A 19,155-nucleotide genomic window follows, 5' to 3' on the forward strand; every position below is an offset into this window, starting at 1 on the left:
CGTATCTCCTTCGAAGGCAGCTCGAAGTCGGGAGGAACGAGCAACCATGGGGCTCCGGGTCACAATCACCGGTTTCTTGGCTTCAGTCACTCTGTGCATTGTCGCCGCCACCTCGGCGAGCGCACAGCAGTCGGAGATCAACAATGCCGACCGAATGTTTCTCATCGCATTACGACAAGCGAACGTCTGGATTCTTCCGACCACTCGTCAGGCCCCCGACCAGACCACCAACGAAACCGTCCGAACGGCCGCCAAGGAACTGTTCGACGCACATTCCCGGCTCGATATCGACATTCTGAAGGCGGCGGGCGACGTCGGCGTCGTGTTGCCGAACGACCCGAGCAACGAACAACAGTCCCGAATTGTCGAACTGGGCGCCCGGACCGGTACCGATCATGACCGCGCGTTCGCGACGACGATTCGCGCCGCCCAGGGCACTCTCCTGGTCCAGGGCGCGAATATCCGGGCGACCACCCGCAACAGCGCGCTGCGCACGCTCGCACATTTGACCGTTCACATGTTGCTGCGCGGAATGCAGACCATCGAGGCCACCGGCCTGGTCGACCCGAAGGCATTCCAGTTGAACGCGAAGAAGGCCGAGGTGAACGCCGTCCGGATAATCGCGGACAACGTCGACCCGGCGGACCGGGAACTGTACGTGAAATTGCGTCAGGACACGTTGTGGCAGGCCCCGATCAGCCGGGAGGCCGCCGACCGCGCCGCCGACAACCGTGTGCGGAACGTGAGCGAGAAGGTCGCCAGGGAACACACCGCCCTGTCGCAGAAGATCTACGACCTCGCCGCGAAGGCGGGCGTCACCCTCCCCGACGAACCGACGGCCGAACAGAAGTCGTGGGCCAACGCGATCTCCAAGAGCTCCGGCCCCGAACTCGACCGCACGTACGCGAACCTGCTGCGCGCCGCCGACGGCTCACTGATCACGGCCGTCGCCGAGTCACGTGCGAGCACGCGGGACAACGCCGTACGCGACCTGGCGGGCAGCTCGCTCGATCTCCTGCTCAACCAGATGACCCTGCTGGAGAGCACCGGCCTCGTCAGCTCCGACTCGCTCTCCGCCGGAGCGCCGGCACCGGCGCCGAAGGCGAGCGCGCAGTCCCCGTCGCCAGTCGAGGAGTCGAGCAACAACGGGGTGCTCACCGGCATCATCGTGCTGATCGTCGCCGCGGCGGGCACGCTCTGGCTCGTCCGAGCCGTCGGCCACCACGGCGAGCACCGGCGTTAGATCCGCTCGAGAGCCTCGGGAATCGAGCCGGCGACCGGCATACCGGTCGCCTCCAGAGCCCGCCGGTTCATCACACCGGTCGCGACGAGCACGCACCGCGCGCCGACGCTGCGCGCCGCCTCGGCGTCGTCGACGACGTCGCCGATGAGGACGGTGTGCTTCGGGTCGACCCGCTGCGCCTCGAGGTGCTCCCCGAGGTGCTCGGCCTTCGACCCGCCGCCGGTGGCGAGCCTCAGCCCGTCGATCCGGTCGAACAGCTCGGTGAGCCCGTACTCCGTGACGAGCGGGACCAGTTCGTCGTGGAACCACATGGACAACAGGGACTGGGTGCGCCCGGACTCACGCCACGCGTGCAGGTGGTCCGGCACTCCCTTGGCGAGCCGGCAGATGGCGAGCAGCTGCCGGTACTCGTCGTGGTACAGCTTGTCGATCCGCGCCCAGTCCTGTTCGGTCAGCTTCGTCTCGAGCAGACGCTCGTAGCACTGCAACAGCGGCCGGCTGAAGATCTCCTGCCAGTACTCCATCGTGATCGGCGCCCGGCCGAAGCCGGCGCACACGTTGTTGACCGCCGCGAGTACCGCGTGGTTGTCGTCGAGGATCGTGCCGTTCCAGTCCCACACGACGTGCTTGATGTCCACGCCGCGACACTACCTTCTGGCACTGGCGTACCAAACTGGTTTCCAGCTGACCAGGTTGACGATCTCGAAGCGGATCGCCTGCCACATGAGGGAAATCACGTTCCGTCCACTCTCCAGGACACTCTGATGTTCCCGTATCGAGTGCCCATCATGATCCATTAGCAAACCTGTCATCGATCCACTCGTCCGGGTGAACGGGTGTCGACGAGCTCGACGATGTGCGCCTCCGTCGGGTCCGGCGCCTCCCACTTGGCGGCGAGCCGGTCGATCACCGTCCGCGGCACGGGTTCGGTCCGCGCACGGTTGCGGGCGTGCAGCGTGGCCGGCGGCGCCTCGAGACCGACGAGCGTGATCCGCGCGTGGTAGCCGGCGGCGAGGCCGATGCAGCGGTCGCGCATCTGACGCGAGATGTTGGTGGCGTTCCAGACGAACGGCCGCTTGGCGCGCAGGTGATCGCGGGCGAGCTCGAACGCTCGCGCGGCAACGGCCCGCTGGTCGCCCGCCGGGTCCGCGCCGAGCTGGTCGCGCACCGCGTCGAGGCTCACGACCGGCCAGTCCGGGCGGTTCTGCGCGATCCAGTGATCCTTGCCGACGCCCGGAAGTCCGGAAAGGACAGTCACATCGACGCGAGTGTCGTCGTACGCCGCGTAGTTCGGATCGCGGCCGGGCGTGCGGAAGTACCGGAACCGTGCATGGTCGCTGGGAAACGTCCTCGGGCGGTCCAGACAGTCCAGCTCACGGCAGTAGTCCCGGTACAGCGCGATGTTCTCGAGCACCTCGGCGGTGTCGCCGCAGACGCGGCCCTCGATGTCCGCGGTGGCGAGGATCGCGAGATCGTCGTTGCGTGCCAGCAGGCTCACGCGGAACGCGATGCGCTCGAGGTCCGGCCGCTCCAAACCCCAGAACGGCACCTGGTGGTGCCGCACGAGTGCGGCGACATGCTCCCGCTGACGGGATGCCACGTCGAGTTCCCACAGGATCCGGCGGGCCAGCAGATCACCCGCTCGCGAGTGGCCGTGCGCGGTGATCCGGTCACCGTCCACCTGGGTGCGGAACGGCTTCGCCGAGTCGTGCAGCAGCACCGCGGCGAACAGCAGCACGCGGTCCTCCTCGGATCGATCGCGCCATTCCCGTTGCCGCGCAAGCGCTTCACACGCCATGCGGGTGTGTGTGGCGACATCTCCCTCGGCATGATGAACGGCGTCCTGCGGCACCCCGTCCAGCTGCCGCACCCACGCGAACTCCTGGTGGATCGCCCGCCAGTCGACCGTCCAGTGCGGCGGCTTCGGGCAGAGCTCCTCAAAGACCCGCATACATCACCGCCGGGTCCGCGAGCCGGTTGGGCAGGATCGGCCGGTCCTGCCAGTGGCTGCCCGAGTCGAGCACCGCGGTGAGGAAGGTCGGCCGCACCCACTTGTAGCGGGCGACGGTCAGGTCGTCCTCCTCGACCTTGATGTACAGGCCTTCCATGTGGTCGTCGGCGTCGGTCTCGCGCTGGGTCCGCTCGGGGTCCAGCCCGTGGGCCCGCGCGGTCTCGGCGAGGGTGTCGCGCCAGTTCGCGGTGCGACACGTCGACGTCGTGACCAGGCTCGTCAGGGCCTTGATGTTCGCCAGCGCGCCTTCGTGCAGCACGGGAACCGACACGACGGGCGTGCCCCGGAGCACTTCCCGGCGCCTCGGTGTCGAGAGAAACTCGTTCGTGGCGCGATCGAGAAGGTCGAACTCGCAGAAGTAGTGCGGCAACGCGTCGTAGAACACGGTGTGCTTGGCGTACAGCCATTCGCCGTACAGCACGTACCGCGTGCCGAGGCTGCGCCACAGGCTGTCGCGGTGCGCCGCGACCCAAGCCTTGAGCTGTGTGAACTGCCGTTCGCGATGCCCGCCCGCCAGGAAGTGACCGCGACTCTGCAGCCGCGGCTCTCCATCGCCGGTGAAGCTGATGCCCGCGTTGGCGCCGTCGAGCTTCTCCTCGACCACGAGGTGCCGCCCCCGGACAGCCGTGAACGGCACCGAGTCGAGGTCCTCGTCGCCCGGCTGGCGGCGGGAGCCCTCGAGGTGCGGCGTCCGCGGGTACTTGAGCAGCATGCCGCCGGTTGTATCCGAAAGCTTCGGGTGAATGCCACGGGTTTTCACACGACCGCGTCGCCCTCACCAGACTTCCGGACGTAGCGGCGTGACTACGATCCGCAACAAGCTGGCACCGGATGCCATTTTCCTGAAAGGAACCCTGCATATGGCACGACGACTTGTCGGCTCCCTGCTGACCGCGGTGGTGGCACTGGCGGTCTGCGCCGCCCCCGCGCAGGCGGCGCCGATCGACTTCACCGGAATCGTGGCGTTGAACAACTGTTCCGGCTCGCTGGTCCGCACCCCGAAGTCGGCGCCCGGTGACCGCGCCCTGGTCATGAGCAACGGCCACTGCGTCAAGTTCATGGGCGCGAACGAGGTGATCGTGAACCAGGCGTCGTCCCGCACGTTCACCCTGCTCACTCCCACCGGCGGCTCGGCGGGCACCCTGCGCGCGGCCAGGCTGGCGTACGCGACGATGAGCGGCACCGACGTCTCGCTCTACCAGCTCAACACCACGTACGCGCAGATCGAGCAGCAGTACAAGATCCGCGCGCTCGAACTGTCCACGACGCACCCTGTAGCCGGCTCGGACATCAAGGTCGTCTCCGGCTACTGGAAGCGGATCTACACCTGCAAGGTCGACGGCTTCGCCTACCAGCTCAAGGAAGCGCAGTGGACCTGGAAGGACTCGATCCGCTACACGCAGTCCTGCAACACCATCGGCGGCACCTCGGGTTCACCGGTCGTCGACGTGGCGGGCGGGAAGGTCGTGGGCGTCAACAACACCGGCAACGAGAGCGGCGAGCGCTGCACGCTGAACAACCCGTGTGAGGTCGACCAGTCCGGTGCCGTGACCGTCCGCAAGGGCACCAACTACGGCCAGGAGACCTTCCACATCAGCGCCTGCTTCGGCCCCGGCACGACGCTGAACCTGTCACTGCCGGGCTGCACGCTCCCGAAACCGCAAAGCTAGAACTGGTCGTCCAGAGCGGTGGTGCGCAGCTCCTCGCGCACCACCCTGAACGCCATCCCCTCGCTGTACCCCTTGCGCGCCAACGCCCCCACGAGCCGACGGATCTTGGTCGTCTCGTCGAGACCGTCCATCGTGCGCAGACGTTTGCGCACGAGGTCGCGAGCGCGAGACTCCTCGGCGTCGGAGTCGACGGCGGCGACGGCTTCCGCCACCACCGCGTCGTCGACTCCCTTGCGCCGCAGCTCCATCGCGAGCGCGCGACGGCCGAGGCCCTGGTGCTCGTGGCGGGAGCGGACCCAGATCTCGGCGAACGCCGCGTCGTCGATCAGGCCGGCGCGGTCGAACTTGCCGAGCACCTCGTCCGCGACGGACTCGGTGATGCCCTTGCGCAGCAACGCGTTGCGCAGCTCCAGCCGAGTGCGCGGCCGGGCGGTGAGCAGCGCGTAGCAGATGTCCTTCGCCCGGCGAGCCTCGGTGTTTGACGGCCGCTGCTCGGCAGACGGCGGCGAGGTCTCCGGGAAGTCGCTCATCCGGGGCGACCTCCCGAACTCCTCTTCAGTCATCAGAACTCGGTCGGCGCCGGAGCCGTGTCGTCGGCGTCGAGCGTCGCGCCGATGCCCAGCTTGTCCTTGATGCGCTTCTCGATCTCGTTCGCGATGTCCGGGTTCTCCAGCAGGAACTTGCGGGCGTTCTCCTTGCCCTGCCCCAGCTGGTCGCCCTCGTAGGTGTACCAGGCACCGGACTTGCGCAGGATGCCCTGGTCGACGCCCATGTCGATGAGCGAGCCCTCACGGCTGACGCCCTTGCCGTACAGGATGTCGAACTCGGCCTGCTTGAACGGCGGCGCGACCTTGTTCTTCACGACCTTGACCCTGGTGCGGTTGCCGACGGGCTCGCCGCCGTCCTTCAGGGTCTCGATGCGGCGCACGTCCAGACGCACGGAGGCGTAGAACTTCAGCGCCTTACCACCGGTCGTGGTCTCCGGGGAGCCGAACATCACGCCGATCTTCTCGCGCAGCTGGTTGATGAAGATCGCGGTCGTGCCGGACGCGTTGAGCGCACCGGTGATCTTGCGCAGCGCCTGGCTCATCAGGCGGGCCTGGAGGCCGACGTGGTTGTCGCCCATCTCGCCCTCGATCTCGGCGCGCGGCACGAGCGCGGCGACCGAGTCGATGACCAGGATGTCCAGCGCGCCGGAGCGGACCAGCATGTCCGCGATCTCCAGCGCCTGCTCACCGGTGTCGGGCTGCGAGACGAGCAGCGCGTCGGTGTCGACGCCCAGCTTCTTCGCATACTCGGGGTCGAGCGCGTGCTCGGCGTCGATGAACGCCGCGATGCCGCCGTTCTTCTGGGCGTTCGCGACCGCGTGCAGCGCGACGGTCGTCTTACCGGAGGACTCCGGGCCGTAGATCTCGACGACCCGGCCGCGCGGCAGACCGCCGATGCCGAGCGCCACGTCCAACGCGATCGCACCGGTCGGGATGACCTCGATCGGAGCGCGGCCCTCTTCGCCGAGCCGCATCACCGAGCCCTTGCCGAACTGCTTGTCGATCTGCGCCAGCGCCAGCTCGAGCGCCTTGTCCCTGTCGGGTGCTGCAGGTGCCACGGATCCACCTCGTCCTGTCTTAGGCCTTTGTTTCGTCATGTTGGACCTGACGCTACGGACAGGGTCTGACAATTTTCGCGAGGCCTGGTTGCGGGCACTACTGTAGCCGAACATCTGTTCGACGGAACAACCGACACGCCATCAGCGCCGATGCTCGGGAACATCGAACGCCTCGCACACCGCGAGCCAGATCTCCTTGGCCGGGATTCCGGCCTCCAGTGCCTGGTCGGCGGTGCGCCCGCCCAGCGAGGACAACACGTGATCATGGGCCAGCATCTCGGCCCTGATCTCACCGAACTCCCCTGCCATCAGCTTCCGGAACATCGTGTTGCGCATCTGTCCCAGACTAGCCAACGGGTCTGCGCAGGGTCACGAAGAGGCAGACCACCAGCAGTGGCAGCGCCGTGAAGCCCACGATCAGCCCGAGCGAGGCGTAGGACCAGGCGGTGACGACGATGCCGGACACCGCGCCACCGACCGCGCCACCGACGTTCATGCACAGGTCGGACAACCCCTGCGCGGCCGGCCGGTCCGCCACCGCGACGGACTCGGTGAGCAGCGCCGAACCGGCGACCAGCCCGGCGGACCAGCCGAAGCCCAGCAACGCGAGTCCCGCCGCGAGCTGCGGCGCCTCGTGTGAGGGCGCCATGCCCGCGATGCCGGACGCGGCGACGACGAGCGCGGCGCCGATCGCGAGGACGGGGATGCGGCCGAGTTTGTCGGCCATCCATCCGAACAGGGGACTCGCCGCGTACATCGCCGCGATGTGCAGGCTGATGACGACGCCGACGACCTTGAGCGACGACCCCGCGTGGTTCATGTGCACCGGCGTCATCGACATGAGGCCGACCATCGCGGTGTGGCACAACGTCATGCCGGCCAGCGCCAGCCGCGCCGCCGGGGTGAGCGTCGCCCACGTGCGCAGCCCGCCGGGCGCGCCACCGCCGCCGCAATGGGACGGCACAACGGGTTTCGCCTCCCGCACGATCACCAGCGGGTCGGGCCGCAACGCCAGGTGCACGGCCAGCGCCGCGGTCGCGAGCACGACGGCGCCCAGGAGGAACGGTCCCGCGCCCACGGGCAGTCCGAACCCCGACGCCACCCGGCCGGCGGGATCGGCGAGGTTGGGCCCGACGACCGCGCCGATCGTGGCCGCCCAGACGACCATGGACAGTTCCCGCGCGCGCCGGTGCGGATGCGCGAGGTCGGTCGCGGCGTATCGCGCGGCGAGGTTCGCGCTGGACGCGCCACCGAACAGCACCAGGGCCGCGAGCAGCAGGATCCACTGCCCGGCGATCACCGCGAGCGCCGCGATCACGGCCCCGAGCGCGCCGAGCCCGTAGCCGAGCACGAGCGCGGGCCGCCGCCCGCGTCGGACGGCGATCCGGGCGGCCAGCAGCGAGATGACCGCCGCGCCGGTGACGGCCGCGGTCTGCGCGAACCCGCCGACGGCGTCGGATCCGGACAGCGCCGCCGCGATCAGGGTGCTGACGGCCAGGCCGATCGCCATGCCCGCCGCACCGAGGACCTGCGTCGCGGTGAGCACGCGCAGCACTCTGCGCTGGACGTGCTCCACCTGCGGCGCGGCCGTCTTCATGATCACGATGGTGGCACGTGACCAGCACGTCTTAATAGAGCCGTCCGGGTCAGGTGCCCGGCTGCACCGTCTTCTCGAAGAAGTCGGCCACGTTGTCGGCGGACAGTTCGGCGTTCTCGCCGTCGCTCTTGGTGAGGATGCCGAACATCGGGCGATCCTTGACGGTGAAGACGAGCACACCGACGCCGTTGTCCGCGGTGGCGCGGTACTGGCCCTCCAGCCCGTTGCCGGTCCAGTCGGCCTCGACGCGGTCGGTGTTGAACGTCTTCACCACGGCCTCGGCGTTGGTGCTCGCGCCGGTAACCGTCTCGGTGAGGATGTACTGGACCGCGTAGCCGTCGCGCACCTGGCACGTCACGACCGTGCCCTTGATCTCGTCCATGCCCGTGACCTGCGCGGACTGGGCGGACTCACACGTCGAGCCGTCCGGCACCGCGCCGGCGAGCTGGCGCAGGCACGGCGTGAAGCCCTTGTCGTCCTGCGTGGTGTTGTCCTTGCAGTCCTGGGCGTCGGGCAGGTTCGGCCTGGTCAGCGCGAACACCGTGCCCACGACGGCGAGCAGCAGGACCACCGCGGCGCCGATCGCGATGAGCGCCTTCTTGTTGTCCTTCTTCGGCGCGGCCTGCTGCTGCGGGAAGTGGAACTGCTGGGGCCCGGTGACCGGGTAGGTGCCGCTGACCGAATACGGCCCGCTCGGCATCTGGTGCGCGCCGGACACGTTCGGGTTCGGCACCTGGTACGAGCCTGACACGTCCGGTTTGACCGGTTCCGTCACGACGGTCGCGGGTTCGACGTGCTTCTTCGCCGGGTCCTCGGCGCGCAGCGTGATGGTGTCCTTGGCGACGACATGCGCGCCCAGCGCCGCGGCGGGCGCGTCGAGCAGCGTCGGCGTGAGCCCCTTGGCCGCGATCATCTGCGCCACCAGCGGAGTCCGGCTCGCCCCGCCGACGAGGCCGACCCCGGCGGGGGTCACGCCCGCAGTGCGGATCACCGACGCCAGCAGGTCGGCGCCGCGGGAGACGTCGCCGCGGATCAGGGCTTCGAGCTCGACGCGCGTGATGGTCACGGCACCGAACGGCTCGGGCATCCGGAGTTCGGTCTGCGGGTGCTGCGACAGGGCTTCCTTGGCCGTGCGGATGGCTTCCTTCAACTCGGCACGTGTGCGCCGGTCGTCGTCGTCCTCCGGGCGAAGGACCTTCATCCAGTCCGCGGGGTGCTGGTGCGCGACCTGCCGTCCGAGGTGGTCGAGCAACGCCTGGTCGACGTCGAGGCCGCCGACGTCGGCGAGTCCGTCGTCGGCGAGCACGGTGAACCCGGCCGGCGTCGCGCCGACGACCGACACGTCGAGCGTGCCCGCGCCGTAGTCGAACACGGCGAGCGCCTGACCCGCGGGCAGGCGCGCGTAGGAGGCGATGGCGACGGGTTCCGGAACAAGCACCAGATCGGGTGACATTCCGGCGAGGCGGGCGGCCGACAGCAGGACGTTGCGCCGGGTCGGCCCCCACTGCGCGGGGTGCGTCAGGCGGATCTCGGTCGGTTCCTCCCGCACCTTTTCCATGAGGTGCGCGAGGATCGCGGCCAGTACGTCGGTGACGGGCACGACCTGGTCGCCGAACGCGATCGTGCCGTCGTCGATGCGGCGTTTGGGCGTGGCCTCGTAGCGGGCGGGGTCGTCGCGGCCGAGTTCTTCGGCCCGCGTGCCGGCGACGAGCGTGCCGTCCTCCGCGCAGTAGACCCCGGACGGCATCGACTCCAGCGGTCTGGGTGGCTGGCCGGGCGTGGTCAGCACCGCGACGGTGGTGGAAGTGCCCAGGTCGACGGACAGGACGGTCACCGTTCTCCCCTCAGAGTTTGTCGTGGTGGACTCTGCCACATCAAAAACTGTCAGACCTCGGGTTCATGATGTGTGCCATGGACGTGTTGGAGGCTTTCTCGCCGGCGACCAGGCAGTGGTTCACCGGGGCTTTCGCCGCGCCCACGCAGGCTCAGACCGGTGCGTGGGCGGCGGCGGCCGCCGGGCAGCACGCGCTGGTCATCGCGCCGACCGGCTCGGGCAAGACGCTGGCCGCCTTTCTGTGGGCGCTGGACCGGCTGGCGTCGGCCCCGAAACCGGCCGAGCCGAAACACCGCTGCCGCGTCCTCTACATATCGCCGTTGAAGGCGCTGGCGGTGGACGTCGAACGCAACCTGCGGGCGCCGCTCGCGGGCATCCGGCAGGCGGCGTTCCGGCTGGGCGCGCCGGAGCCGTCGATCACGGTCGGCATGCGCACCGGCGACACCCCGGCCGAGGAGCGGCGGCTGTTCCAGCGCACCCCGCCGGATGTGCTGGTGACGACGCCGGAGTCGCTGTTCCTGCTGCTCACGTCGTCGGCGCGGGAGTCGTTGCGCGGGGTCGACACGGTGATCGTCGACGAGGTGCACGCCGTGGCGGGCACGAAACGCGGTGCGCATCTGGCGTTGTCCCTGGAGCGGCTGGACGCGTTGCTGCAACGGCCGGCGCAACGCATCGGGCTCTCGGCGACCGTGCGGCCGGTCGAGGAGATCAGCGCGTTCCTGGCGGGCGGGCGGCCGGTGACCGTGGTGCAGCCGAAGACCCCCAAGACCATCGAGGTCGAGGTGGAGGTGCCGGTCGAGGACATGGCTTTGCTGGGTCAGCCGACCGGTGAGGTCTCGGGATCTGCGGCTGGCGCCGAGCAGCGGACGTCGATCTGGCCGTCGGTGGAGCAACGGATCCTGGAGCTGGTGCGGCAGCACCGGTCGACGATCGTGTTCTCGAACTCCCGGCGGCTCGCGGAACGGCTGACGGCACGCTTGAACGAGCTGGCCGAGGAAGCGCGGGAGCTGGAGACGTTCCCGGCGGAGGCCATCGGTCAGTCGGGGCTCACGACTCAGGTGGCCGCGACAGTCGCGCGGGCGCACCACGGCTCGATGTCGCGTGAGCAGCGCACGCAGGTCGAGGAGGACCTGAAGTCGGGGCGGCTGCCATGTGTCGTGGCGACGTCGTCGCTGGAGCTGGGCATCGACATGGGCTCGGTCGACCTGGTCGTACAGGTCGAGGCACCGCCGTCGGTCGCGTCCGGGATGCAGCGCGTCGGCCGGGCGGGGCACCAGGTGGGCGCGATCTCGCGTGGCGTGATGTTCCCGAAGTTCCGCGGCGACCTGGTGTCGTGCGCGGTCGTCGCGGAACGGATGCAGGAGGGCGCGATCGAGGCCGTTCGCTATCCGCGCAACCCGCTGGATGTGTTGGCACAGCACGTTGTCGCGATGGTGGCGATGGAACCGTGGGCGGTCGACGAGGTAGCGGGCCTGGTGCGCAAGGCCGCGCCGTTCGCCGCGCTGCCCGAGTCGGCACTGATCGCGGTGCTGGACATGCTGTCCGGGCGCTATCCGAGCGAGGAGTTCGCCGAGCTGCGGCCGCGGATCACGTGGGACCGCGTCAACGGCGAGCTGCGCGGACGGCCGGGTTCGCAACGGCTCGCGGTGACGTCCGGCGGCACGATCCCCGACCGCGGCCTGTTCACGGTGATGACGCCGCCGTCGGAGAACGGTCCGGGTTCGCGGGTGGGCGAGCTGGACGAGGAGATGGTGTACGAGTCGCGGGTGGGCGACACGTTCCTGCTCGGCACGTCGTCGTGGCGGGTCGAGGACATCACGCACGACCGGGTGATCGTCGTGCCGGCGCCGGGCCAGCCCGCGCGCATGCCGTTCTGGAAGGGCGACGCGCCCGGCCGTCCGCTGGAACTCGGCCGCGCCATGGGGAAGTTCCTGCGTGAAGTGTCCACAATGGAGCCTGATGACGCGCGCTCCCGGGCCTCCGCGGCGGGCCTCGACGCGTGGGCGACGGACAACCTCATCGCGTACCTGGGCGAACAGCGGAAGGCGACCCGGCACGTCCCGAACGACCGGACCGTGCTGGTGGAACGGTTCCGCGACGAGCTGGGCGACTGGCGGCTCGTGGTGCACTCCCCGTTCGGCGCGCAGGTGAACGCGCCGTGGGCGCTGGCGATCGCCGCGCGGCTGCGCGAACGACGGGGCGTCGACGTGCAGTGCGCGCACTCCGACGACGGCATAGTCGTGCGGCTCCCGGATGCCGTCGACCTCGACGGTGCCGAGGTGAAAGCAGCCGCGGAGGACGTGCTGCTCGATCCGGAGGAGGTCGAGCAGATCGTCATCGCCGAGGTGGGCGGCTCGGCGCTGTTCGCCGCCCGGTTCCGTGAGTGCGCGGCGCGGTCGTTGCTGCTGCCGCGCCGCGATCCCCGCAAGCGCACTCCCCTGTGGCAGCAACGGCAACGCTCCGCGCAGCTGCTGTCGGTCGCGGCGAAGTACGAGAGTTTTCCCGTGGTGCTGGAGGCGATACGCGAGTGCCTGCAGGACGTCTACGACGTGCCGGGACTGCGTGAGCTGATGACGGACATCCGGGCGCGCCGGGTGCGGGTGGTCGAGGTGGAGACGCCGACGCCGTCGCCGTTCGCCCGCAGCCTGCTGTTCGGCTACGTGGGCATGTTCCTGTACGAGCTGGACGCGCCGCTGGCCGAACGCCGCGCGGCGGCACTGTCGCTGGACTCGACGCTGCTCGCCGAGCTCCTAGGCTCCGAGGCGATCCGCGAGCTGCTGGACCCGGAGGTCGTCGCCGAGGTCGAGCAAAGCCTGCAGCGCCTGGCCCCGGACCGCCGCGCCCGGCACGCCGAGGACGCCGCGGACCTGTTGCGGTTCCTGGGAGATCTCTCCGACGCCGAGGCGCTGGAGCGCGGAATCCTGCGGGAGTGGCTCGACGACCTGGTCGGTCAGCGCCGCGCGATCCGCGTGCGCATCGCCGGTGAGGAACGGACGGTCGCGATCGAAGACGCGGGCCGGATCCGCGACGCCCTCGGCGTGGCGCTGCCGGTGGGCGTGCCCGAGGCGTTCACCGAACCGGTCCCGGATCCGCTGGGCGATCTGCTGAGCCGGTACGCCCGGACGCACGGCCCGTTCGCGGCCCTCGAGCCGGCCGCGCGCTTCGGCCTGGGCGTGGCCGTGGTGACCGGTGTGCTGGAACGGATGGCTGGCACGGGCCGCCTGGTCCGCGGCGAGCTGCGTCCCGGCGGCACGCACACCGAGTACTGCGACGCCGAGGTGCTCCGCCGGCTGCGCCGCGCCTCGCTGGCCCGCCTGCGCGCCGAGGTCGAGCCGGTGGAACCGGCGGCCCTGGGCCGCTTCCTGCCGACGTGGCACGGCATCGGCCGCCGCCTGCGCACCGCCCCGACCGTCGACGACGTCTTCTCGGTGATCGAGCAGCTGGCCGGATCCCCTTTGCCCGCAAGCGCTTTCGAGACACTGCTGCTGCCCGCGCGCCTGCCCGGCTACTACCCGGCGCTGCTGGACGAGCTCACCGCGTCCGGCGAGGTGACGTGGACGGGCTGCGGCTCGCTGGCGGGCGGTGACGGCTGGATCGCCCTGGCCCCAACGGATGTGGCGGATCTGCTGCTGCCGGACCTGGTTTCCGAGGCGGCCCCGTCATCACCCCTGCACACCGCGGCGCTGGAGGCCTTGTCCGGTGGCGCCCTGTTCTTCCGTCAGGTCGTCGACCGGGTGTCGCTACACGGCCCGATCACGGACGCGGAAGTCGTTGGCGCACTGTGGGATCTGCTGTGGGCAGGCCTGGTCACCAACGACACCCTCGCCCCGCTGCGCGCCCTCGTCGCGGGCGGCGGCACCGCCCACAAACCCCGCCGCGCAACGCCCCGCGGCCGCTACGCACGCCTACGCGCGGCCCGCCCGGACATGCCGTCGCGCACCGGCCCGCCCACGGTCGCCGGCCGCTGGTCCCTCGCGATCATCCCGGCCGAGGACCCCACGCGCCGCGCCCACGCGCGAGCCGAGTCGTTCCTCGAACGCCACGGCGTCCTCACGCGCGGCGCCCTCGACACCGAACGCGTCACCGGCGGCTTCTCCGGCGTGTACCGGGTGCTGCGGGCGATGGAGGAATCCGGCCAGGTGGTCCGCGGCTACGTGGTCGAGGGCCTGGGCGCGGCCCAGTTCGCCGCACGCGGCGCGGTCGACCGGCTGCGAGCCCTGTCCCGCCCACCCGGCCAGGAACACCCAGGCGATCCCGACGCCGTGGTGCTGGCTGCGGCCGACCCGGCCCAGCCGTACGGCGCCGCCCTGCCCTGGCCTGTTCCGACCGGCGAAGGCAAACACCGCCCGGCCCGCAAGGCCGGAGCGCTGACCGTCCTGGTCGACGGCGTCGCCACCCTCTACGTCGAACGCGGCGGCAAGTCCCTGCTGTCGTTCACCGACGACGAACCCACCCTCCGCGCCGCCGCCCACGCCCTGAGCCGAGCCGTCCGCGACGGCTGGCTGGGCCAGCTGGCGGTCCAACGCGCGGACGGCGAGGTCGCCCTGACCTCCCGCCTGGCCACCGTCCTGCAGGAGGCCGGCTTCCGCGCCACCCCGAAAGGACTGCGGCTGCGCGCCTGACCGGTGTCCGCTGCCCCCGCGCGCTTCCTCGTACGCGAGAGCGGCGAACTCGCGAATCGGGACACACATCACCCAATCGTGTGACCCGATAGTTCGAGTCACCACGAATCTACCGCGATTCCCCTGCCCTGGTGTCCGGGTTCGCGAGGTTCACAACCAGAACGCCCGGCCGGGTTCGTCGATCACGTCCAGCAGCGCGGCGGGCGAGGTTTGAGCAGGTACGTCCTGCAGCAGGTGCCAGCGGGTGTTGCGGTCGGGCCAGTACAGCCACCAGCGAGTGCCGTCGTGTCGCAGTTGGGCGATCGGACGCCGAGTCCACTCGGGCCCGAAGTCTTCACGCCATGGCGCGCGGACTTCCAGGATCGTCACGTTCGAGCCGCGCACGGTGTGCTCGACGCGGACCTGATGGCGATAGTGCGCGGGGATGCGCTGCTCGCACCAGCGGGCGATCTGACGCAGGTGGGTGTCCGGGACAGCCATGACGCCGATCGTCGCAGGCGCGGGCGGGCGGCCCGCAGCAGGTTGCGGACCGCGCGCGGCCGGCAGCGGCCCGCAGCGCGAACAGCTCCACGAGCGTCTCCGCGGCAGCACGGATCGCAGCGCACACACCGTTAGACCAGGCCGCACCAATCCGGACCGCGACGCCGGTCCGGCCGCCCGGTCTTAGGCGCGGAAGAGTCCCGCGTAGGCGTCGAGTGCCGGCTGGCCGCCGAGGTGTGCGTAGAGAACGGTCGAGTCACGGGAGATCTCGCCGGTCGACACGAGCTCGATGAGCCCCGCCAGCGACTTCCCCTCGTACACCGGGTCGGTAATCATCGCCTCCAGCCGCGCACCGAGGCGGATGGCGTCCATTGTGGAGTCGTCGGGCACGCCGTAGACGCCCGCGTGGAAGCGCTCGTCGAGCTCGACGTCGGAGTCCTTGATCTCGGTCCCGATCAGCTTGGCCGTGGCGTGCGCGATGCGGGTGATCTGGGCACGCGTCTCCGCGGGTTTCGCGGACGCGTCGATCCCGATGACCCGGCGGTCTCCGGCGAACCCGGCGACCATGCCCGCCTGCGTACTGCCGGTCACCGAGCAGACGATGATCGGGTCGAAGCGCAGGCCGAGCTGCGCTTCCTGCTCGCGCACCTCGTCTGCCCACGAGGCGAACCCGAGTCCGCCCAGCGGGTGGTCCGAAGCGCCCGCGGGGATCGGGTACGGGTTGCCGCCCGCGCGGCGCACGTCCTCGATCGCCTGCTCCCACGCGGGTTTCACACCGATGCCGAAGCCCGCTTCGATGAGCCGTACGTCGGCGCCCATGAGCCGGCTCAACATGATGTTGCCGACCCGGTCGTAGATCACGTCCGGCCAGTCGACCCAGCTTTCCTGCACCAGCACGGCCTTCAGACCGGCGCGGGCAGCGGCCGCGGCGACCTGCCGGGTGTGGTTGGACTGGACGCCGCCGATGGACACCAACGTGTCGCAGCCCTGCGCCAGGGCGTCGGCGACGAGGTACTCCAGCTTGCGGGTCTTGTTGCCGCCGTAGGCCAGGCCGGCGTTGCAGTCTTCGCGCTTGGCCCAGATCCGCGCGCCGCCGAGATGCTTGGTCAGCCGCTCGAGCGGATGCACCGGGGAGGGACCGAACAGCAGCGGGTAACGGTCCATCACATCTCCTCCTTCAGGGTCGCCCAGTTGCGTTCGACGAGTTGTGCCGCAAGTTCGCCGTCCCCGATACGGAAGGCCTCGATGATATCCGCGTGCATCGATACCGAATGGTGTCCGATCGCCGAGGCGAACCGCTGGTGCTCCAGCCGCCGGACCAACGGCAGGTAGCGCTCGATGGTGGCGGCGACGGCGAAGTTGCCGCAGCGGTCGACGGCGACGGAGTGGAACTCGTCGTCGGCGTCGAGTGCAGCGACAATATCCTTTTGTTTTAGAGCTTCCTCGAAGCGCGCGTTCGCGACGCTCATGTCGTCGATGTCGTCGTCGCCCATGACGGCCGAGCGCGCGGCCAGCACGTGCATCGCCTGGACGACGGCGTGCGCGGCGCGCACCGCGTCGGCGTCCAGTGGCGTGACGCGCGTGTAGCTGCCCGGCTTCGCCTCGACGAGGCCCTCGTCGGCCAACCTCGACAACGCCTCCCGCACCGGCGTGCGCGACAACCCGAGACGAGCGGCGAGGTCGACGTCCCTGATTGCGGTGCCCGGTTCCAGGTCGCCGCGGACGATCGCGTCGCGGATCGCCGTGACGGCCTGGTCCTTCAGCAGCGTGCGTCCAATATATTGCATTCTGCATACTGTACGCGGAGTATTAGGCTTTGCATATGGCCCTCCGCGACATCCGGTACCTGGGCGACCCGGTGCTCAGCAGTCCCGCCGATCCGGTCACGAAGTTCGACCGCAACCTCGAAGCGCTGGTCAAAGATCTGCTCGACACCGTCGAACCGCCGGGGCGGGCAGGGCTGGCGGCGCCGCAGATCGGGGTCGGACTCCGGGTGTTCAGTTACGCCGTCGACGGCGACGTCGGATACGTGATCAACCCGGAGATCGTCGAGCTGTCCGGCGAGCTGCAGGAGGGCGACGAGGGCTGTCTGTCGGTACCCGGACTCTGGTACCCCACGACTCGGGCGAAGGAAGCGGTCGTCAAGGGCGTCGACCTGCGCAACGAGCCGGTGACCGTGCAAGGATCGGGCACGATGGCGCGCTGCCTGCAACACGAGACCGACCACCTGGATGGCAGGCTTTACCTGTCCCGGTTGACCCCGGAGCTGCGCAAACGGGCACTGCGCGCGGCTCGCGACTCCGAATGGTTCTGGGCAAGCTGATGCTCGTCGCCGGCATTGACTCATCAACGCAGTCGACCAAGGTCGTCGTGTGCGACGCGGCGACGGGCGTGACGGTCCGCGAAGGGCGCGCGTCCCACCCGGAAGGCACCGAGGTCCCGCCCGCCGCGTGGTGGCAGGCGTTCCAGGAGGCGACGGCCGGCGGTCTGCTCGACGACGTCGAGTGCATCGGTGTCGCCGGCCAGCAGCACGGGCTCGTCGCGCTCGACGGCGACGGCGAACCGGTGCGCGACGCGTTGCTCTGGAACGACACCCGGTCGGCGCGGGCCGCCGCCGACCTCGTCGACGAGCTCGGCGCCGCGACCTGGGCGGAGCGCACCGGCTCGGTGCCGCTGGCCAGCTTCACGATCACCAAGCTGCGCTGGCTCCAGCGTCACGAACCCGACCTCGCGCAACGGGTTCGGTCGGTACTGCTCCCGCACGACTGGCTCGGCTACCGGCTCACCAACCGCATGGCGACGGACCGCGGCGACGCGTCCGGCACCGGCTACTGGTCGCCACAGCACGACCGCTGGGACACCGAGCTGTTGACGCACGCGTTCGGCCGCACCGTCGGACTGCCGACGCTGCTCGCCCCGCACGAACCTCTCGGCCGCACCCAGGACGGGGTGCTGGTGTCCGCGGGCACCGGCGACAACATGGCCGCCGCGCTGGGGCTGGGCATCGAGGTCGGCGACGTCGTCGTGTCGATCGGCACCAGCGGCACGGTGTTCGGCGTGACCGACCGGCCGACCGCCGACCCGGACGGCATCGTGGCCGGGTTCGCCGACGCGACCGGCCGCTTCCTTCCGCTGGTGTGCACGCTCAACGCCGCCCGCGTGCTCACCGCGACCGCGGCGATGCTCGGCGTCGATCTGTCCGAATTGGACAGACTGGCGCTGGCGGCCGAGCCGGGCGCCGAAGGTCTCGACTTCGTGCCGTATCTGGACGGCGAACGCACCCCGAACCTGCCGGACGCGACAGGCACTCTCTCCGGCATGACACGCGGGAACATGACGCCGCGGAACATGGCGCGTGCGGCGGTCGAGGGCATGCTCACCGGTCTCGTCGCGGGCCTGGACGCGTTGCGGGACAACGGGGTGACGACCAGGCGCGTGCTGCTGATCGGTGGTGGCGCCCGCTCACGGGCCGTGCAGGAGATCGCGCCGCTGATCTTCGGCGTGCCGGTGACCGTGCCGGAGCCCGCGGAGTACGTCGCGCTCGGCGCGGCCCGTCAGGCGGCGTGGGCGCTCACGGGCGCCCTGCCCACGTGGCACGCACCCGTTCGGTGAGCGGCGGCGCGTCCTCGGTGCGCAGGAACTCGAGCCACGGTCCGGGTTCGGGACGCACCGAGGCCCAGCCGTCGCCGCTGCGCACCACGGGGTGACCCGACGCCCGCGCGGCCGCGAGCGGGTCCGGCACGTCGATCACGATCGCGGCGACGTCACCGGTGTCCATGTACTCGGGCCGCGGTTCGAGCACGCAGAACTCGTTGCCCTCCGGGTCGCACAACACGACCCACGGCACGTCGCCCTGCCCGATGTCGACGTGCTGCGCGCCGAGTTTCAGGGCCAGCTCGACTATCGCGGCCTGATCCTGCGCCGAGGAGCTCGCGAGATCGAGGTGGATCGGGTTCTTCTCGATCTTCGGGGCGTCGTTCAGCACGAACGTCAGCTCGACGCCGTCGCCCACCAGCTCGGACCAGAAACCGGCCAGTGCCTGAGGATCCGCCGCGTCGAAGGTGATTTCCACACCGAGGAGCGTACTGTCTC

Annotated in this window: 17 protein-coding genes; 5 read left to right on the forward strand and 12 right to left on the reverse strand. The window is 70.1% G+C overall.

Translation table 11 applies throughout. The features are described from left to right. Positions 1–46 precede the first annotated feature (46 nt). Positions 47–1,243 carry a DUF4142 domain-containing protein gene (locus tag QSK35_RS31905; protein ID WP_502881749.1) on the forward strand — a complete coding sequence of 399 codons (1,197 nt, stop codon included), beginning with the start codon at positions 47–49 and terminating at the stop codon, positions 1,241–1,243. Here the strand turns inward: QSK35_RS31905 and QSK35_RS31910 are convergent. The 3 genes from QSK35_RS31910 to QSK35_RS31920 form a co-directional block, all read right to left on the reverse strand. Beyond that, a complete protein-coding gene (locus QSK35_RS31910) occupies positions 1,240–1,881 on the reverse strand; it encodes an HAD family hydrolase (protein ID WP_285751325.1) in 642 nt (213 codons plus the stop codon). The genes QSK35_RS31905 and QSK35_RS31910 overlap by 4 nt on opposite strands. A 170-nt stretch (positions 1,882–2,051) precedes the next feature. Further along, a complete protein-coding gene (locus QSK35_RS31915; RefSeq protein WP_285751327.1) occupies positions 2,052–3,194 on the reverse strand; it encodes an AAA family ATPase in 1,143 nt (380 codons plus the stop codon). Beyond that, complete coding sequence (locus tag QSK35_RS31920) at positions 3,181–3,966, reverse strand: RNA ligase family protein (protein WP_285751328.1); 786 nt, start codon at positions 3,964–3,966, stop codon at positions 3,181–3,183. Before QSK35_RS31920 ends, QSK35_RS31915 begins: the two co-directional genes overlap by 14 nt. A gap of 148 nt (positions 3,967–4,114) precedes the next feature. Between QSK35_RS31920 and QSK35_RS31925 the strand changes: the two genes are divergently transcribed. Further along, the gene (locus QSK35_RS31925) at positions 4,115–4,924 is read left to right on the forward strand and encodes a S1 family peptidase (RefSeq protein ID WP_285751330.1); all 810 of its coding nucleotides are present in this window, start codon (positions 4,115–4,117) and stop codon (positions 4,922–4,924) included. On the opposite strand, the gene QSK35_RS31930 is transcribed toward QSK35_RS31925, so the two are convergent. The 5 genes from QSK35_RS31930 to QSK35_RS31950 form a co-directional block, all read right to left on the reverse strand. Continuing rightward, a complete protein-coding gene (locus tag QSK35_RS31930; protein ID WP_285751332.1) occupies positions 4,921–5,454 on the reverse strand; it encodes a regulatory protein RecX in 534 nt (177 codons plus the stop codon). The two genes, QSK35_RS31925 and QSK35_RS31930, sit on opposite strands and share 4 nt — an antisense overlap. Before the next feature lie 32 nt (positions 5,455–5,486). Further along, positions 5,487–6,530 (reverse strand): recombinase RecA, encoded by a 1,044-nt coding sequence (gene recA / locus QSK35_RS31935; protein ID WP_285751333.1) that lies wholly within the window; start codon positions 6,528–6,530, stop codon positions 5,487–5,489. 141 nt (positions 6,531–6,671) lie between these two features. Next, a complete protein-coding gene (locus tag QSK35_RS31940; RefSeq protein ID WP_285751335.1) occupies positions 6,672–6,866 on the reverse strand; it encodes a DUF3046 domain-containing protein in 195 nt (64 codons plus the stop codon). Between the two features lie 10 nt (positions 6,867–6,876). Further along, positions 6,877–8,127 carry an MFS transporter gene (locus QSK35_RS31945; RefSeq protein WP_285751337.1) on the reverse strand — a complete coding sequence of 417 codons (1,251 nt, stop codon included), beginning with the start codon at positions 8,125–8,127 and terminating at the stop codon, positions 6,877–6,879. A gap of 49 nt (positions 8,128–8,176) precedes the next feature. Continuing rightward, complete coding sequence (locus QSK35_RS31950) at positions 8,177–9,961, reverse strand: Hsp70 family protein (protein WP_285751338.1); 1,785 nt, start codon at positions 9,959–9,961, stop codon at positions 8,177–8,179. Between the two features lie 77 nt (positions 9,962–10,038). Here QSK35_RS31950 and QSK35_RS31955 point away from each other — a divergent pair, with 77 nt between their 5' ends. After that, positions 10,039–14,583 (forward strand): ATP-dependent helicase, encoded by a 4,545-nt coding sequence (locus QSK35_RS31955; protein WP_502881750.1) that lies wholly within the window; start codon positions 10,039–10,041, stop codon positions 14,581–14,583. Positions 14,584–14,733: 150 nt separating this feature from the next. Here QSK35_RS31955 and QSK35_RS31960 read toward each other — a convergent pair whose 3' ends face one another. The 3 genes from QSK35_RS31960 to QSK35_RS31970 form a co-directional block, all read right to left on the reverse strand. Next, positions 14,734–15,063 carry a DUF3024 domain-containing protein gene (locus QSK35_RS31960; protein WP_285751340.1) on the reverse strand — a complete coding sequence of 110 codons (330 nt, stop codon included), beginning with the start codon at positions 15,061–15,063 and terminating at the stop codon, positions 14,734–14,736. Between the two features lie 183 nt (positions 15,064–15,246). Next, positions 15,247–16,227, reverse strand: coding sequence for a 1-aminocyclopropane-1-carboxylate deaminase (locus tag QSK35_RS31965; RefSeq protein WP_285751342.1), 981 nt, complete (start codon positions 16,225–16,227; stop codon positions 15,247–15,249). Beyond that, positions 16,227–16,850, reverse strand: coding sequence for a GntR family transcriptional regulator (locus tag QSK35_RS31970; protein WP_285751344.1), 624 nt, complete (start codon positions 16,848–16,850; stop codon positions 16,227–16,229). Before QSK35_RS31970 ends, QSK35_RS31965 begins: the two co-directional genes overlap by 1 nt. 35 nt (positions 16,851–16,885) lie before the next feature. On the opposite strand from QSK35_RS31970, the gene def reads away from it, so the two are divergent. Beyond that, positions 16,886–17,386 carry a peptide deformylase gene (def, locus tag QSK35_RS31975; RefSeq protein WP_285751346.1) on the forward strand — a complete coding sequence of 167 codons (501 nt, stop codon included), beginning with the start codon at positions 16,886–16,888 and terminating at the stop codon, positions 17,384–17,386. Further along, positions 17,368–18,675 (forward strand): xylulokinase, encoded by a 1,308-nt coding sequence (xylB, locus tag QSK35_RS31980; protein ID WP_285751347.1) that lies wholly within the window; start codon positions 17,368–17,370, stop codon positions 18,673–18,675. Before def ends, xylB begins: the two co-directional genes overlap by 19 nt. Here the strand turns inward: xylB and QSK35_RS31985 are convergent. Beyond that, positions 18,635–19,135, reverse strand: coding sequence for a VOC family protein (locus tag QSK35_RS31985; RefSeq protein ID WP_285751348.1), 501 nt, complete (start codon positions 19,133–19,135; stop codon positions 18,635–18,637). The genes xylB and QSK35_RS31985 overlap by 41 nt on opposite strands. Between the last annotated feature and the right edge of the window lie 20 nt (positions 19,136–19,155).

The sequence above is a fragment of the Lentzea sp. NBRC 105346 genome (assembly GCF_030269605.1).
Lineage (GTDB): Bacteria > Actinomycetota > Actinomycetes > Mycobacteriales > Pseudonocardiaceae > Lentzea.

Excerpts from the sequence above, each read along its gene's own strand:
- QSK35_RS31905 (WP_502881749.1), top strand. The coding sequence starts at position 47 with ATGGGGCTCCGGGTCACAATCACCGGTTTCTTGGCTTCAGTCACTCTG.
- QSK35_RS31915 (WP_285751327.1), bottom strand. The coding sequence starts at position 3,194 with ATGCGGGTCTTTGAGGAGCTCTGCCCGAAGCCGCCGCACTGGACGGTC.
- QSK35_RS31920 (WP_285751328.1), bottom strand. The coding sequence starts at position 3,966 with ATGCTGCTCAAGTACCCGCGGACGCCGCACCTCGAGGGCTCCCGCCGC.
- QSK35_RS31925 (WP_285751330.1), top strand. The coding sequence starts at position 4,115 with ATGGCACGACGACTTGTCGGCTCCCTGCTGACCGCGGTGGTGGCACTG.
- QSK35_RS31930 (WP_285751332.1), bottom strand. The coding sequence starts at position 5,454 with ATGAGCGACTTCCCGGAGACCTCGCCGCCGTCTGCCGAGCAGCGGCCG.
- QSK35_RS31940 (WP_285751335.1), bottom strand. The coding sequence starts at position 6,866 with ATGCGCAACACGATGTTCCGGAAGCTGATGGCAGGGGAGTTCGGTGAG.
- QSK35_RS31945 (WP_285751337.1), bottom strand. The coding sequence starts at position 8,127 with ATGAAGACGGCCGCGCCGCAGGTGGAGCACGTCCAGCGCAGAGTGCTG.
- QSK35_RS31955 (WP_502881750.1), top strand. The coding sequence starts at position 10,039 with ATGGACGTGTTGGAGGCTTTCTCGCCGGCGACCAGGCAGTGGTTCACC.
- QSK35_RS31960 (WP_285751340.1), bottom strand. The coding sequence starts at position 15,063 with ATGGCTGTCCCGGACACCCACCTGCGTCAGATCGCCCGCTGGTGCGAG.
- QSK35_RS31965 (WP_285751342.1), bottom strand. The coding sequence starts at position 16,227 with ATGGACCGTTACCCGCTGCTGTTCGGTCCCTCCCCGGTGCATCCGCTC.
- QSK35_RS31970 (WP_285751344.1), bottom strand. The coding sequence starts at position 16,850 with ATGCAATATATTGGACGCACGCTGCTGAAGGACCAGGCCGTCACGGCG.
- def (WP_285751346.1), top strand. The coding sequence starts at position 16,886 with ATGGCCCTCCGCGACATCCGGTACCTGGGCGACCCGGTGCTCAGCAGT.
- xylB (WP_285751347.1), top strand. The coding sequence starts at position 17,368 with ATGGTTCTGGGCAAGCTGATGCTCGTCGCCGGCATTGACTCATCAACG.